General features: G+C 63.5%; 15 protein-coding genes. 5 read left to right on the top strand and 10 right to left on the bottom strand.

Annotated features, from left to right (window positions below; translation table 11 throughout):
• Nucleotides 1-86: 86 nt before the first annotated feature.
• Nucleotides 87-524, top strand: a complete 438-nt coding sequence (locus OEZ49_RS12455) for a DUF1036 domain-containing protein (protein ID WP_263388613.1) — start codon at nt 87-89, stop codon at nt 522-524.
• Nucleotides 525-577: 53 nt separating this feature from the next.
• Here OEZ49_RS12455 and OEZ49_RS12450 read toward each other — a convergent pair whose 3' ends face one another.
• Both OEZ49_RS12450 and OEZ49_RS12445 read right to left on the bottom strand, forming a co-directional pair.
• Entirely contained in the window at nt 578-1210 is a 633-nt protein-coding gene (locus OEZ49_RS12450; RefSeq protein ID WP_263388612.1) for a sulfotransferase family protein, read from the bottom strand.
• Nucleotides 1211-1306: 96 nt separating this feature from the next.
• Nucleotides 1307-2977, bottom strand: a complete 1671-nt coding sequence (locus OEZ49_RS12445; protein WP_263388611.1) for a sulfatase-like hydrolase/transferase — start codon at nt 2975-2977, stop codon at nt 1307-1309.
• Nucleotides 2978-3127: 150 nt separating this feature from the next.
• Between OEZ49_RS12445 and OEZ49_RS12440 the strand changes: the two genes are divergently transcribed.
• Entirely contained in the window at nt 3128-3523 is a 396-nt protein-coding gene (locus OEZ49_RS12440) for a RidA family protein (protein WP_176828106.1), read from the top strand.
• 27 nt (nt 3524-3550) lie between these two features.
• Here the strand turns inward: OEZ49_RS12440 and OEZ49_RS12435 are convergent, their stop codons facing one another.
• A complete protein-coding gene (locus OEZ49_RS12435) occupies nt 3551-3895 on the bottom strand; it encodes a DUF427 domain-containing protein (protein ID WP_263388610.1) in 345 nt (114 codons plus the stop codon).
• Nucleotides 3896-3964: 69 nt separating this feature from the next.
• On the bottom strand, nt 3965-5755 hold the full coding sequence (locus OEZ49_RS12430) for an aminopeptidase P family protein (RefSeq protein WP_263388609.1): 1791 nt from the start codon (nt 5753-5755) through the stop codon (nt 3965-3967).
• Nucleotides 5756-5865: 110 nt separating this feature from the next.
• Between OEZ49_RS12430 and OEZ49_RS12425 the strand changes: the two genes are divergently transcribed.
• Entirely contained in the window at nt 5866-6234 is a 369-nt protein-coding gene (locus OEZ49_RS12425; protein WP_263388608.1) for a Rossmann-fold NAD(P)-binding domain-containing protein, read from the top strand.
• Nucleotides 6235-6237: 3 nt separating this feature from the next.
• Here the strand turns inward: OEZ49_RS12425 and OEZ49_RS12420 are convergent, their stop codons facing one another.
• Together OEZ49_RS12420 and OEZ49_RS12415 are read right to left on the bottom strand one after the other, a co-directional pair.
• Nucleotides 6238-7407: an alpha/beta hydrolase gene (locus tag OEZ49_RS12420; protein ID WP_263388607.1), complete on the bottom strand. Its 1170-nt coding sequence runs from the start codon at nt 7405-7407 to the stop codon at nt 6238-6240.
• Between the two features lie 6 nt (nt 7408-7413).
• The gene (locus OEZ49_RS12415; RefSeq protein ID WP_263388606.1) at nt 7414-8604 is read right to left on the bottom strand and encodes an alpha/beta fold hydrolase; all 1191 of its coding nucleotides are present in this window, start codon (nt 8602-8604) and stop codon (nt 7414-7416) included.
• A gap of 138 nt (nt 8605-8742) precedes the next feature.
• On the opposite strand from OEZ49_RS12415, the gene OEZ49_RS12410 reads away from it, so the two are divergent.
• Entirely contained in the window at nt 8743-8919 is a 177-nt protein-coding gene (locus OEZ49_RS12410; RefSeq protein WP_263388605.1) for a hypothetical protein, read from the top strand.
• Between the two features lie 142 nt (nt 8920-9061).
• Here the strand turns inward: OEZ49_RS12410 and cobT are convergent, their stop codons facing one another.
• The 3 genes from cobT to OEZ49_RS12395 all read right to left on the bottom strand — a co-directional run bounded on the left by cobT (nt 9062) and on the right by OEZ49_RS12395 (nt 13183).
• Nucleotides 9062-10939, bottom strand: a complete 1878-nt coding sequence (gene cobT, locus OEZ49_RS12405) for a cobaltochelatase subunit CobT (RefSeq protein ID WP_263388604.1) — start codon at nt 10937-10939, stop codon at nt 9062-9064.
• Between the two features lie 72 nt (nt 10940-11011).
• Nucleotides 11012-11998, bottom strand: coding sequence for a cobaltochelatase subunit CobS (cobS, locus tag OEZ49_RS12400; RefSeq protein WP_164128749.1), 987 nt, complete (start codon nt 11996-11998; stop codon nt 11012-11014).
• A 159-nt stretch (nt 11999-12157) separates the two neighbouring features.
• Nucleotides 12158-13183, bottom strand: coding sequence for an AraC family transcriptional regulator (locus OEZ49_RS12395; RefSeq protein ID WP_263388603.1), 1026 nt, complete (start codon nt 13181-13183; stop codon nt 12158-12160).
• 227 nt (nt 13184-13410) lie between these two features.
• On the opposite strand from OEZ49_RS12395, the gene OEZ49_RS12390 reads away from it, so the two are divergent.
• The gene (locus tag OEZ49_RS12390) at nt 13411-14901 is read left to right on the top strand and encodes an arylsulfatase (RefSeq protein WP_263388602.1); all 1491 of its coding nucleotides are present in this window, start codon (nt 13411-13413) and stop codon (nt 14899-14901) included.
• 71 nt (nt 14902-14972) lie between these two features.
• On the opposite strand, the gene OEZ49_RS12385 is transcribed toward OEZ49_RS12390, so the two are convergent.
• Nucleotides 14973-15611, bottom strand: a complete 639-nt coding sequence (locus tag OEZ49_RS12385) for a methyltransferase family protein (RefSeq protein ID WP_263388601.1) — start codon at nt 15609-15611, stop codon at nt 14973-14975.
• Nucleotides 15612-15760: the final 149 nt, after the last annotated feature.

The following is a 15760-nucleotide window of genomic DNA, read 5'->3' as shown; positions in this document are numbered from 1 at the left end:
ACAGACCTCAGCTTTACGGCAATCATCAATGCCTGCGCCGCTCTCCTGAACTCAAAGTGAATCTCAACAGACCCTAGGCTGGCGGCATGAAAACCAACTTCATTTTTCCCCAGCTTTCCCTTCTTGCCCTCCTGCTGAGCACCCCCACCGCAACGCTGGCCGGGCTTGAGATCTGCAACGACAGCGCCGCCACCCAATCGGTGGCGCTTGGATACAGGAAGGGTGGCGATTGGGTCAGCGAAGGCTGGTACATCTTCGAGCCGGGGCAATGCCTGACCGTGCTGACCGGCGATCTCAAGAACCGCTATTACTATGTCACCGCCACCGCCGACGGCTGGGAGTTCGATCACGAGGATATTGCCTTCTGCGTCGCGCAAGAGGCCTTTGACATCACCGGCGACACGGACTGCCAGGCGCGCGGCTATGTCACCAACCTGTTCCGCAAGATCGACACCGGCAAGACCGCCAAGGAGTTCCGCTATCTCCTCGGCGCCCATACCCGGCCCCTTGCGCCCCGGGACTGAGGTCAACAACTCGCCCAACGAGGGTCCGATCAGCCTAGTTCATCCGCTGCGTGTCAGGTCGTGATGCCCTGCTGTGCGCGGAACTCCTTGCTGCTGTTGGTATTCGGATAGGGCTCCTCCGGCACCGGGACGCCCAGGAAATCACAGAGCGGCCCCCAGCCGCTGCCGGTCTCGTAGACCAGCAGCCGGTCGGCCGGGAGGGTGTCGCGCACCTCGTCCACATGCGCCGCAAAAACGGCGGTGGCATGGGCGCGGTCGTCCAGCCGGTTGTCAAAGATGTCCCGCGCGATGAAATCGGCGCACATCTCGGATATCGCGTTCATGTGAGCGTTGCTGTGCTTGCCGCGCATCACTGTCATGAACGGCCCGATCGTCGCCTGCACGCTGTCGAACCAGGCATCCGGATCGCGCACACTCAGGACCACCTTGGCATCCGGGTAATGCGCCGCCAGTTGCCGCCAATAGGCCGCACCGGGCCAGTCGACCTGTGACCGATAGCCCTGAAACATCGCGTCCCAGTCCACCGCCTCGCCCCGCGCGGCGGCCTCCCAGGCGGGCAGTTGTTCGGGATTGTCGCGTACCTCGAACATGTGGTGGCAGGGGCCAAAGCCCAGGTGTTGCAACGCCAGTCTTAGTGAATTGGTACCCGTGCGGCCGAATCCAGCCCCGATGACTTCCAGCGCCATGTATCTTCCCCCTCGAAACATGCGAACTACGGATAGGATAGGGTACTCCAAATTCGCGTTTCTGTCGCATGTTTTTCAGTCGGGTGCGTGCCGTAATCAACCCTTCGGCTTGGCGATCTCCTGCCAGGGTTTCGCCGTGCGGCCGCGGTACTTCACGGTCAGGTCCAGTGGGGTGTCGTTCTCGTCATAGACGCCCAGCACGATGCCACGCCGGCCCGATTTGCCGCGCATCTCGATCAGCTGTGCCTCTGACCGTGTGGTACGCTGCGATGGCCGCCGCGCCCATTGGAACAGCTTGTCATACATGCCCGCGATCACGTCCCCGTGCGCCTCGCTCTCGCCCAGGTCCACCAGTTCCTGCGGATCGTTCTTCAGATCGAAGAGCAGCGGGCGGAACCCGCCCTCGCAATGGATCAGCTTCCAGCGCGTATCGGCGATCATGAACATCACCGCGTCGCGCACCGACACGCCCAGCAGCTTGGCCAGCGGCGAGCCGGAATAGTCGTATTCGCAGATCACATAGTCGCGCAGCGTGCCCGCACGCTCGCCCCGCAGGATCGGCATCAGGCTCTCACCCTCCAGGATGTGTCCCGCCACCTCGCCACCGGCAATTTCGACAAAGGTCGGCGCCAGGTCGATCGATTCCACCAGCGCCTCACAGACCGTGCCGCGCGTCGTGTCCGCCTCGGGGCTGGGGTCGTAGATGATCAGGGGAACGCGGGTCGAGGTATCGTGGAAAAACGTCTTTTCCCCCATCCAGTGATCGCCCAGGAAATCGCCATGGTCGCTGGTCAGCACGATCACCGTATCCTTGTCGCGCCCGGTCTCTTCCAGCCAGGCAAACAGCCGCCCCATCTGGTCATCGGCCTGCTTGATCAGTCCCATATAGGCAGGGATCACCGCCTCGCGCACATCCTGCCTCGAGAACGTCTGGCCGATCTTGGTGTCCATGAATGCCTTCAGCACCGGATGCGCATTCTGCCGCTCGGCCTCCGAGCGCACCACCGGCAGCACATGCTCCGGCCCGTACAGGCTGGAGTAGGGCTCGGGCACGATATAGGGCCAGTGCGGCTTGATATAGCTCAGGTGACAGCACCATGGCCCTTCGGCCTGCTGCATGAATTCGATGCCGCGCCCGGTCAGATAGGGGGTCTCGCTATCCTCTTCGGCGATATTGGCCGCCTCGGGAGAATTCTTCAGGAACCAGCCCGACAGCACGTTGCCCTCGGCATCCAGCCCCGAATTGGCAAAATCGTGCCAGGGGTTGTCGCTGTCATAGCCCTTGTCGCGCAGCCATTCGTTATAGGTCTTGGCCCCGTCCGGGTCATAGGCGCCATCCGGCCCCTCGGGTAACATGCCGTCGTCACGCTCGAACACGTCGAACCCGCATTCGGCGACCCGCGCCCCGATCAGGCTGTCGGGTTCCAGCCCCAGCCGGGCCATCCCCTCGGCATCGGCGCGCATATGGGTTTTGCCCACCAACCAGCAGCCCATGCCTGCCTTGCGCAGGTGATCGCCCATGGTGATCTCGCCCACTTTCAGCGGGATGCCGTTCCAACTCGCCCCGTGTGAATGCACATAACGACCGGTATAGGTCGACATCCGCGAAGAGCCGCAGATCGGCGACTGGATACAGGCGCGGTCGAACCGCACGCCGCGCGCCGCCAGCCGGTCGATATGGGGCGTGTGCAAATGCGGATGGCCGTAACAGCTCAGGTAATCCCACCTGAGCTGGTCGAACATGATGAAAAGGATGTTCCGGGTCATGTGCCTGCTCCTGTCCGTGCCGGTCTGCGTGGAATGTACTTTAACATGTTAACATATTCCATCAAAAGACGCATTGCCCCGAACGATTACCGAACCGGAAAACCAAGGCTCATGCTAAAGTGCCTTCGCGGTCGAGCAAGGAGAGCGCCCATGTCCTTCAAACGTCAACTCATCTCGAATGGTAACCCGATGGAAGAGATCGTCGGCTTCAGCCGCGCGGTCAGGGTGGGGCCCTATATCTCGGTCGGAGGCACGGCGCCGGTGGGCCCGGACGGCAAGACGGTCGGCATCGGCGATGTCTACGCCCAGACGCGCCAGTGTTTCGAAATCATCAAGGCCGCGCTGGAACAGGCCGGCTCCGGCCTGCACGACATCGTCAGAACGCGCGTCATCCTGACCGATATCGACAACTGGAAACAGGCGATCGAGGCGCGCAAGGAATACTGCCGCGACACGCGCCCCGTGGACACGATCATGGCCATAAACCGGTTCGTGAACCCCGAATGGCTGGTCGAGATCGAGGTCGATGCGGTGGTTGCCGATTGACCTCGACTGACCGATGGGCAGGTCGCCTCAGATCTGCTCGACCTTGACGCTGTCGCCCACCACAAAGGCCAGAAAGCCCTTGATCCGCTCCATCGCGGGCAGCGGGTTTTCATAGCTCCAGACCGCGTCCTTGGTCACGGACGAGCGGTTGACGATCGAGTAATAGCTCGCGTCGCCCTTGTGCGGGCAATGGGTGGTCTTGTCCGAGCGGTCGAGGAACGCCATGGCGATATCCTCGCGCGGGAAATAAATCACCGGATCATAGTCGCCCTCGCTCAGCTCCAGCGCATTTGCGCTTTCGCCCAGCACCGCGCCGCCCGAGCGCACGCTCCACTTGCCCGGTGCCTTGCGGATGGTGATATGGTCGCTCATTCTCGGTCCTTCCTGTCCATCTTTCCTGCGGGGTTCTGTTGCCCCCGTGGTGTAACATCTTCGTGTCGGTCAAATCGGTGCGGTTGCGGCATCCAGCCACCGGCGCGCGTCCTCGCCGACGCGCGGGCCGATCCGGGCCGCGACTTCGGCATGATAGTCGTTCAGCCAGCGGCGTTCCTCACCCGTCAGCATCTCCGCGACGATCAGCCGCCGGTCGATCGGGGCAAAGGTCAGCGTGCGCCAGTGCAGCATCGCGCGTTCCGCGTCGCCGCCGGGCAGGGTGGGGGCCTCTTCCACCACCACCAGGTTCTCGATGCGGATGCCAAAGGCGCCCTCGCGGTAATATCCCGGCTCGTTCGACAGGATCATGCCGGGTTCCAGCGGCACATGGCTGACACGGGCCAGCCGCTGCGGCCCCTCATGCACGCTCAGATAGGCGCCGACGCCATGCCCGACCCCGTGGTTGAAATCCTGCCCGGCGAGCCACAGCGGCAGCCGCGCCACACATTCGATATCGCGCCCTGCCAGCCCCACGGGCCAGCGCAGCATCGACATGGCGATCATTCCCTTGAGCACCCGGGTGAAACAGGCTTTCTCCTCGTCCCCCACGGTGCCGATGGCGATGGTGCGGGTGATGTCGGTGGTGCCGTCCAGATACTGCCCGCCGCTGTCCAGCACCAGAAGATGCCCGTTTTCCAGACGGCTGTCGGTCTCCTCGGTCACCCGGTAATGCATGATCGCGCCATTGGGGCCGGTGCCCGCGATGGTCTCGAAACTGATATCCTGAAGCGCGTTGTCACGGCGGCGGCACTCTTCCAGCCGACTGACCACCCGTGTCTCGGTCAGGCTGCCGGGCGCCTGCCCGTCGAGCCAGGTCAGCAGCTCGACCATAGCCGCCCCGTCGCGCAGATGCGCCTCGGCGGCGCCCGCGATCTCGGCGGCGTTCTTGCGCGCCTTGGGCAGGGCGCAGGGATCGCCGCCCTCGGCCAGCCGGTCGCCCAGCCGGTCGGACACGATCTGCGGCACCGTGTTCAGGTCCACCCGCACCGGTCCGCTGAGCGCCGCCACCGCGTCCAGAAACGCCTCGGGCTCATGCTGCGTCACCGTCGGCCCCAGGTGGTCACCCAACCCCGAAAGCTTGGCCGCCGCCATGAACAGATCGACCCGCCCGTTGTCATGCAGAATGGCAAAGCCATGCGCCACCGGGTTGCGCGGAATATCCGCGCCGCGAATGTTCAACAGCCACATGATCGAATCGGGCAGGGTGATCACCGCCGCCTTCTGCCCCGCACGGCGCAGTTCCTCGGCCAGACGCGCCGCCTTGTCAGCCGCGCTTTCGCCCGCGAATTCCAGCGGATGTGCCTTGACCGGCTCCATCGGCGGCGGCGGCTGATCCTCCCAGATCCGGTCCACCAGGTTGTCGCAGCGCACCAGCTCGATACCGCTGCCCGCCAGCTCTGCCTCGGCCGAACGAATCTGCCCCGCCGCATGCAGCCAGGGGTCGAACCCCACGCGCCCGCCCTGGGGCAATTGCTCCTTCAACCACGCCGTCAACGTCACATCGGGCCAGGGCACAGGCGTATAGACATCGGCCACCTGCGCCTTGACCTGGGTGCGATAGCGCCCGTCGATGAACACGCCCGCCACATCCATCAGCGCGGCGCAGAACCCGGCCGAGCCGGTGAACCCGGTCAGCCAAGCCAGCCGCTCGTCATGGGCGGCGACATATTCGCCCTGATGCGCATCCGCGCGCGGCACCAGAAAGCCGCTCAGCCCCTCGGCCCGCATCTCAGTGCGCAACCGCTCCAGCCGCGGCGGCCCCTGTTCCGGGCGGGCGGTCACCTCGAACGACTGATACATGCTGCGGCCTCCTTCATTCTTCGCGGCGAAAGGTGCGGCGCAGCGGCGCAAATGTCCAGCACTGCCGCTGCGGCTCTTGAGATGCCCGCCCCATCCCCTATCATGCCGCCATGATCCGCCTTGTCCTGTTCCCTCTGCTTGCCTGCCTCGCCCTGCCGCTCGCCGCGCAGGAAGAGGAGCGCCCAACCGCCGAAACCGCCCGCCGCAGCGCCGCCGAGGCGATAGGCAAGCAACTTACCGACCCGGCAAACCCAGGCCAGGCGCAGGTCTCGCCGCTTTCCAGCGATGGTCAAACCGTCAAGCTTTGCGCCACCTCGGACGCCCGCAACACCACCGGCAAATATATCGGCCGCGACTATTGGGAGGTGACGCTCAGCGCCGATGGCAAGACCGTGCTGGAAACCCGCAACGTCACTGGCCTCCTATCACCCTGCTACGGCGCGAAATACAAGCCATTCAACGAGATGTTGGGCGAATAGCGTCTACGCTTCGCCCAGAAACCCCAGCAGCGCGCGTTGATATTCGTCCCAGACCGTGTTGCCCGGTATCGGGATATGATTGGCGGTTTCCAGCACCATCAGCTCGGCCCCCGGAATCCCCGCCGCCAGTTTCTGCGCCTCGGACAGCGGATGCACATTGTCATGCCGGGCATGGATGATCAGGGTCGGGCATTGCACCTGCGGCAACAGCGGCACCAGCGTGACATCGTGGATCGCCGCCCGCACCTTCAGCATGGTCTCGCGTGACGCCGCGTTGATCATGTTGCGCGCCATGTCGTGGATCGCCTCCAGCGGACCTTCGGGGAAATAGCTCAGCATCATGGCAGAGACAAAGCTGATCTCCTGCGCGGTCCAGCCCTCGGTCACCAGCGAGTGCATCACGTCGGATTTCAGCTCAGGGTTCCGCCGCCCGCGCCCCTCGGCATAGCCGCCGACAATGGCCAGGCGGCTGACCCGCTCGGGGTACTTCACCGCAAAGCGCAGCGCCGCCTGCACCCCGCCGGATTCGGTGTAAAGCGCGAACCGGTCGAACCCGGCCGCATCCGCCGCCTGTTTCAGGTTCTCGGCCAGGGTATCGAACGAGAATTTCTCCAGCGCCCGGTCCGACCGCCCGAACCCGATCGGATCGAACCGCAGCAGGCTGTGGTGTGCCGCAATCGCGTCGAACATCGCCCGTTCCGAGGGCGTGTTCCACTCCGCCTCCAGATCGGTGGTGTTGTAGCCGCCGCGTACCACCGGCGGGCCGGTCCCGATGACGGCATAGGCCAGCGACTTCCCCTCTGCTGTGCGCGTATAGCGGATGCGCTGGACCATGGGGACAGGCCGGGGCAGGGCAGGCGGCGTGTCCGCCGTCACCTCGGCCACGAATTTCAGCCCCCGCCGGGTGACCGTCTGAATGATCCGTTGCGCCTTGCCGTCATCGCCCACCGCCTTGCGCGCCGCCGCGATGCGGGCGCTGATCGCGCTTTCCGAGACAATTCGCCCGTTCCAGACCTCGGCCAGGATCTCGTCGCGGCTCACCAGCCGCCCGGGATTGCGCACCAGCAGGTGCAACAGGTCGAACACCTGCGGCTCTATGTCGACCTCTTGGGCGTCCCGCATCAGCGTCAGTGCGTCGGTGTCCAGCAGGCAATTGGCGAAAACATAGCGCATGGAGGTCTAGCTTGCCTCCGTTGCAAGGAACCTGATCAGCGTTTCCAAGTAGGTATCATAGGCCGCATTGCCCTGCCAGGGAACGTGATTGGCGCACTCGAGCACCACCATTTCGGCGCCTGCTATGCCAGCGGCCAGTTTGCGGGCTTCCGACAATGGGTGAACCGCATCATAACGGGAATGCAGTATCAGTGTCGGACAAGTGATCCGGGGCAGGAATTGAAGGCTGGAATGATGATTGATCACGTCGCGATGGCGCAGGTCATGGTCCTTGGACGCCGAGTCCAGCATCATCCGGGCATAGGCCCGGACAGAGTCCAGCGGTCCTTCGGGCTGATACGCCAGCAGGAAGGCTTCGAAGAAGGTGCTATCCGACCGAGACCGCGCGGTGTGCAACATGGCTTGCAAGGGTTCGGCCTCCTTGCCATCCGCGCTGTCGCGCACGGCGCGCCCCTCGGCATAGGCGCCCATCATGGCAAGGCGGGTGACGCGGTCGGGATATTGCGCCGCAATGTAAATGGCCTGGGAACAGCCGCCGGATTGGGAATAAAGCGCGAACTGATCCAGCCGCAGAGCGTCGGCAAGGTGCAGGATATCGTCGGCTTGCTCATTGATCGCCGAACGATCAGGCCGGGGATCTGATTGCCCCGCTCCGATGGTGTCGAACCGGATCAGCGTATTCTTACGCGACAAGGCTTCGAACCGGTGGCGTTCGAATGGCAAGCGCCATTCTGCGGCAATGTCCGAGCGGGTCTGACCGATCAGGATCACTGGAGGGCCGGTGCCCGAAACCGAGTAAGCCAACGAGTGCCCCGTGGGCAGTGTGGTGTAACGAATGCGCGGCTCTTCGGTCCGCTCTAACCCAGCCGCAGAGCCGGTGTCGTCGGAGTGCTCTACAACCTCCGCCACCATCTGCAATCCCCGCCGGGTGACCGTCTGAATGATCCGTTGTGCCTTGCCGTCATCGCCCACCGCCTTGCGCACCGCCGCGATGCGGGCGCTGATCGCGCTTTCCGAGACAATCCGCCCGTTCCAGACCTCGGCCAGGATCTCGTCGCGGCTCACCAGCCGCCCGGGATTGCGCACCAACAGGTGCAGCAGGTCGAACACCTGCGGTTCAAGTGCAACAGGCGCGCCGCCCCGCAGCAGAACGTGCCGCTGGGCATCCAGGACGCAGTCGGAAAAGACATATCGCATGGCGAATTAACACCCGGCTTTGCAAGTTTCGGCAAGTCCAGAGTGAAAATAAGGCGTTTCCCAAGGGTTTCTCAGCACTGTCTGAAAGCGCCGCGTGTCCGGTCCTGCCATGCTGGGGTCATACAAAGGAGACCCGACATGATCCTGCATACCGATACCGCGCTGATGATCCATCGCCCGACCCATCTGCAGCCCCTCTCGCAAGAAGAAAGGGCCGCAACCCGGCTGGTTATACGCCGACGCCATCCGACGTCCGAGCTTGCAAACCGGCTGTTCCGCTACTTCGCCTTCTGGCAGGGAGCGAAGGTCTCTTGAGGCCACAAGCTGGGGGGCTCTGCCCCCCAGACCCCCCGGAGTATTTCCAACCAGAAAGAAGCAGAAAAACTCGCGCTTCTTTCTGGTCGCAAATACTCCCGCCGGAGGCGTCCGCACCTGCGGCAAACGCCTCCGCCCGGGATCAGCTCGCGCGTTTGATCCCCATCACCCGCGCGCGCGCGCGCGGGTCGCTGTCAAAGAGCGCCGCCAGTTGCTCGGTCATCGCGCCCGCCAGTTGTTCCACATCGGTGATCGTTACCGCGCGCTGGTAATAGCGCGTCACGTCATGGCCGATACCGATGGCCAGCAGCTCGACCTGCTTGCGCTTTTCCACCATGGCGATCACGTCGCGCAGGTGTTTTTCCAGGTAATTCGCCGGGTTCACGCTCAGGGTGGAATCATCCACCGGCGCCCCGTCCGAGATCACCATAAGGATCTTGCGCTGCTCACGCCGCGCCACCATCCGCCGGTGCGCCCATTCCAGCGCCTCGCCGTCAATGTTTTCCTTGAGCAGCCCCTCTTTCATCATCAGGCCCAGGTTTTGCCTTGTGCGCCGCATCGGCGCATCGGCGGCCTTGTAGATGATGTGGCGCAGGTCGTTCAGGCGGCCGGGCTGCTGCGGGCGGCCCTCGTTCAGCCAGGCCTCGCGCGCCTGTCCGCCCTTCCAGGCGCGGGTGGTAAAGCCCAGGATCTCGACCTTGACGTTGCACCGCTCCAGCGTGCGCGCCAGCACATCGGCACAGATCGCCGCGATCGAGATCGGGCGCCCCCGCATCGAGCCGGAGTTGTCCAAGAGCAGCGTCACCACCGTGTCGCGGAACTCGGTATCCTTTTCCACCTTGAAGCTGAGCGGCGTGGTCGGGTTGGCCACAACCCGCGCCAGACGGCCTGCATCCAGGATGCCCTCCTCGCGGTCGAACTCCCAGCTGCGGTTCTGCTGTGCCTGAAGGCGGCGTTGCAGCTTGTTGGCAAGGCGCGACACCGCGCCTTTCAGCGGCTCCAGCTGCTGGTCGAGATAGGCGCGCAGCCGCTCCAGCTCGGCGGGTTCGGCCAGCTCCTCGGCGGCGATCTCCTCGTCATGGGTATCCAGATAGACCTTGTAGTTCGGATCGGCCTCGGAGGCTGGCGGCGGCGGGGGCGGCTCCAGCGGCGCCTCGCCATCGGGCATTTCGGTTTCTTCGGCCAGCTCCTCGTCGGCCAGCTCGTCCATCGAGACCTGGGCCTGGCTTTCGTCCTGCTGCTGCTCCTGGCTCTGCTCGGGATCGGCGTCGGCGTCCTGCTCGTCCTGATCGTCCTGGCCGGTGCTGTCGGGATCGGGCTGCTCGTCGGCGTCGTCCTCGGCCTGATCCTCCTGATCCTCGTCCATCTCGTCCGGGTCATCGCCCAGCTGGTCGCCATAGCCCAGATCCTTGATCACCTGGCGGGCGAATTTGGCAAACTCGGTCTGGTTGGACAGGATATCGTTCAGGTTCTCCAGCGTGCCGCCGGCCTGTTCCTCGATAAAGCCGCGCCACAGGTTCATCACATTGGCCGCCGCCGCGGGCAGGTCGCGCCCGGTCGCCAGATGTCGCACCAGATAGCCCGCCGCCACAGCCAGCGGTGCTTCCGAAGGCTGCTTGCACTGGTCATAGCCGCGCCGCAGCGCCTCGTGGGTGATCTTGACGTCGATGTTGGACGCGGTGCCGGGCATGTCGCGGGCGCCCATCGCCTCGCAGCGGGCGGTTTCCATCGCCTCGTACAGATCGCGCGCCATGTCGCCCGGCGGGGCATAGCGGTTGTGGGTCGCGTCATCGTGATAACGGCGATAAAGCGCCAGCGCATCCGCCGTGCCGCGCGCCAGCAGCACCTCGTCGCGGGTCAGCCGGCGGCTGACCTGCGGCAGGCGCATGGTATCGCCACTGACGCCCGAGGGGTCGACCGAATAGCTGACCGTCAGCTCCGGGTCATGCGCCATGACCTTGGTCGCCTCGGCCAGCGCCTTCTTGAACGGATCGGCGGGGTTGTCGGTCGGTTTGCTCATGTCACTTCGGTCCTGGTGTCAGGCGGTCGCGGCCCGTCGCGGGCCGCGGGGCGGTTATGGCGGCCGCCCGGATCACCCCAGGCTCGCGCTGGCCGCGCTTTCGGGCAGTTCCTCGTCGAAACAGCGCTGATAGAACTCGGCCACCGTCTGGCGCTCCAGCTCGTCGCACTTGTTCAGGAAGGACAGGCGGAAGGCATAGCCCACATTGCGGAAGATCTCGGCGTTCTGCGCCCAGTTGATCACCGTCCGGGGCGACATCACGGTCGACAGATCCCCGTTCATGAACGCGGTCCGGGTCAGGTCGGCCACGGTCACCATCTGGCTGATGGTCTTGCGGCCCTTCTCTGTGTTGTAATGCGGCGCTTTCGACAGCACGATCGCGGTTTCTGCGTCATGGCTGAGATAGTTCAGCGTCGCCACCAGCGACCAGCGGTCCATCTGGGCCTGGTTGATCTGCTGGGTGCCGTGATAGAGCCCGGTGGTATCGCCCAGACCCACCGTGTTCGAGGTGGCGAACAGGCGGAAATACTTGTTCGGCGTGATGATCTCGTTCTGGTCCAGCAGGGTCAGCTTGCCGTCATGCTCCAGCACCCGCTGGATCACGAACATCACGTCGGCGCGGCCCGCGTCGTATTCGTCGAACACGATGGCCACCGGGTTGCGCAGCGCCCAGGGCAGGATGCCCTCGTGGAACTCGGTCACCTGCTTGCCGTCGCGCAGCTTGATCGCATCCTTGCCGATCAGGTCGATCCGGCTGATATGGCTGTCGAGGTTGACGCGCACACAGGGCCAGTTCAGCCGCGCCGCAACCTGTTCGATATGGGTCGACTTGCCGGTGCCGTGATAGCCCTGGATCATCACGCGACGGTTATGGGCAAACCCCGCCAGGATCGCCAGCGTGGTATCGGGGTCGAATTTGTAGGTCGGGTCGACCTCTGGCACCCGGTCGCTGCGCTCGGCAAATCCCTTGACCACCATCGGTGTGTCGATGCCAAAGACTTCGCGGACGGAAATCTCTTCGGTGGGTTTTGCGTTGATATCGGTCATTCCGTCAGCCATGCCTTCGTCCTTGTCGCTTGGCCCGCGCGCGCTCCGGGCCCGATCTGATCGTGGTGCAACATATCGCCGCCAGCCGCAAGGGAAAGGCGAAAAGCGCCCCGGCGGGCGCTTTTTGCGCCAGAACGCGGCGGCGCTTCGCGACAGGTTGACCGGGTGTCACTACGCCATTGCATGCATCTGCTTGTATTGCATCGGCGTACAGCCGACCCGCCCTTTGAAGAAGCGGGTAAAGTCGCCTGGATTGCCATAACCCAGCTCATAGGCGATTTCGGTAATGCTTTGGGATCGCCCCGACAGCATCGTGTACGCAATCTCTAGCCGTGCATTCGACAGCAACTGTGCGTGGCTCGTGCCGATCGCTGCCAACTTTCGCCGGTAACTGCGGGTACTTAACCCAAATGCGTTGGCTACCCGATCTGCCGAACAACAGTTGGGAGATGAGATCACGAACTCGTTCATGCATTCCGAAAGCGCAGCCATCAGATTGTTGGTTAGCGGGTTCGCCACTGTGACCGCTTTCGAGGTCGAGGTCGAGGTCGAGGTCGAGGTCTGACCTAACATACGATCCGCAAGGATGACGTCGCAAAGATCGAAAGCGAGACCGAAATGGCCTGCGTCCAGCTCAACCGGCAGGTCCAGGATCTCTGGCAAATGCTCCGAGCTGAAGCGCGCCGGCAACCGCAGGCAGACTGGTCGTACATCGGACTTCAAAGTCCTTCGTACGCCTGCCAGCATGATGCTCAAGTTGTATTGCAGCACCGACCACACATCGGACCACTCGGTTGCCGCGGTGGTGCGCAGCACCCAGATCCGCCCCCCCTGTATCTCGCTGGAGAAACGGGCACCGGTAACATGCCCGTTGAAGGTTTGGGTCATGACTTCCAACGCTTCCTTGCTGGTGAAGCCTTCTGGCAGGGGCACCCCCACAACGGATTGCGCCTGGCTTCGCTCACTCGGGTCCATGGAAAGGCTGTCGAACAGAAAGGTGTCCTGTCCCCTTTCTCGCTGAACCAGATCCAGAAACAACTCGGTCGCATAGAGCGGAACGAACCCTTTCGGATCGTCCACGATACTGCCAGGAAGCCCGGCCTTCTCCGCAATGCGTTCCAGCAGACTGTTGGGCAGGGCGGCCGCTCCAAAGACCGGGCTCAATGCTGGAGCATACACAAGGTCGAGACGGTTCATTTCAATCCCCCGCGCCGATGACGATCCGTCTGCGGCTCTTGCCATGTGACAAGGTTATCGATTTTGGCCGAAAATGCTAAGCATCTTTCCGCAAAAGGCTTACTATCGCGAACACGAATTGCAGCGGAAAACCAACACAGAAAGGGGAGATTCCGATGCTTGCTACTAAAGTATTTAAGAAAATAAGGGGAACGGCGTCCGTTGCGTTGATGTGCGCGGGCATATCGATGACCGGAAACATCGCCGCCGCCCAAGACAAGCCATTGAATTTTCTCATCATCTGGGGCGACGATGTCGGGTATTGGAATATCTCGGCCTACAACCAGGGCATGATGGGATACGAGACCCCCAATATCGACCGCATCGCCAATGACGGCATGCTGTTCACCCATGGCTATGGCGAACAGTCCTGCACCGCCGGCCGCGCCTCCTTTGTCACCGGTCAGTCGGGCTTTCGCACCGGCCTGTTGAAGGTCGGCCTGCCCGGCGCCAAGGAGGGGATGAGCGAGAAGGATCCCACCATCGCCGAATACATGCGGTCCAAGGGCTACATGACCGGCCAGTACGGCAAGAACCACCTGGGCGACCTTGACGAACACCTGCCCACGAACCACGGGTTCGACGAGTTCTTCGGCAACCTCTACCACCTCAACGCCGAGGAAGAGCCCGAGAACGAGGACTATCCCAAGGATCCCGCGTTCAAGGAAAAATTCGGCCCGCGCGGCGTGATCAAGTCCAATGTCGACGGCACGATCGAAGACACCGGCCCGCTCACCAAGAAGCGGATGGAGACCATCGACGAAGAGGTCACCGCAGGCGCGCTCGACTTCATGCAGCGCGCGCATGACGAGGAGAAGCCGTTTTTCCTCTGGTACAACACCACCCGGATGCACATCTTTACTCATCTCAAGGAAGAGAGCCAGGGCGTCACCGGGTTGGGTGTCTACCCCGATGGCATGGTCGAACATGACAAGATGGTTGGCCAGATGCTCGACAAGCTCGAGGAACTGGGCATCGCCGACAATACGGTGGTGATGTACTCCACCGACAACGGCGCCGAGGTCTTCTCCTGGCCCGATGGCGGCACCACGCCGTTCCGCGGCGAAAAGAACGACAACTGGGAAGGCGGCTACCGCGTGCCCATGATGATCAAATGGCCCGGCGTGATCGAGCCGGGGCGCAAGTCGAACCAGATCATCAGCCACCTCGACTGGTTCCCGACCTTCATGTCGGCGCTGGGCGATGGCGACATGAAAGAGCGGATGCTGACCGAGGCCCCGTTCGGCGAGGGCAACGAACCGGTGCATCTCGACGGCTACGACTTCATGCCCTACTTCCGCGGCGAGGCCGACAAGGGGCCGCGGCGCGAGTTCTTCTATTTCTCCGACGGCGGCGATCTGGTGAACATGCGCTATGACCAGTGGAAGGTGGTCTTTGCCGAACAGCGCGCCCATGGGTTCGACGTCTGGCAAGAACCGCTGACCTTCCTGCGGCTGCCCAAGGTGATGAACCTCTACTCCGATCCGTTCGAGCGGGCCGAACACGAATCCATCGGCTATTCGCAATGGCGGCTGGAACGGGCCTATCTGCTGGTGCCCGCACAGGCCTTCGTGGCGCAGTTCCTTGGCACGTTCAAGGACTTCCCGCCTCGTCAGGAACCGGCGAGCTTCTCCATCGACCAGGTGCTCAAGACCCTGCAAACCAACCAGGGCGGCTAAGGCGCTCGATCCTTGACAACGTCAAAGGGGCGCGGCCACCAGGCCGCGCCCTTCGTCTTTGCGGGCTCCGGTCAGTCCAGTAGGGCGTCCCGCATCCGGTCCAGGCTGCGCCCGTCCAGGAACCGGGGCGTTCTGGCTATATAGTCGCGGAACGCGGTCCCATAGCCGTCGAGCAACCAGCGCTCCTCGTTCAGCACGAACAGGAAGTAGAGCGCGAACAGTCCGCCCGCCAGAACCAGAGTCAGAACCGAACCGCTGGCAATGCCCAAGCCCACCGTGGCCAGGACCGAGGTCACATATTGCGGGTTGCGCGAATAGGCATAGATGCCGCCGGTGACCAGCCCGCCGCTCTCGCAATAGGTGTTGTCGATGCCCAGAAACCTGTACCCCCACAGCGTCACGCCGAACGCCGCCAGCATCAGCGGTACGCCAACCGCATAGCGCAGCCAATGGCCCCAGCCACCCACCCAGACCTCGGACAGGGCGAACACGACGGTCGCGCCGCAAAAGAGCCGGAACAGGCCAAAGGCGGCATGGTGCCGCCAACCCCTGGCGGCGGGCCACAGGCCCCAGTCCGGGCGGCGCAGGCTCTGCGCCAGATAAGCGGCCAGCGCCAGCGCACCGCCAAGCGCTAGAGACAGGGAGATATCGTGCAACATCAGGGCAAAATCGGGGATCATCCGTGAACCATCCATCAACGGGTTGAACATTGGCCGCCCACTTCCCGTCGCGGCCGCGATCCGGGGTAACAGCCGAATGTAACAGACATGCTCCAGCCCGCCGCCCGCTCGCCCGGCCTTTCCCGATTTACAGGCCCGCGCGCCGCCCTTAGCGTTCCGGCAATGCCCTTGCACAGGAC

It is taken from the genome of Ruegeria marisflavi (genome assembly GCF_025673445.1).
Lineage (GTDB): Bacteria > Pseudomonadota > Alphaproteobacteria > Rhodobacterales > Rhodobacteraceae > Ruegeria_B > Ruegeria_B marisflavi.
The sequence above is the reverse complement of the archived record's forward strand: the minus strand, read 5'-3'. Positions and strand labels throughout refer to the sequence as shown.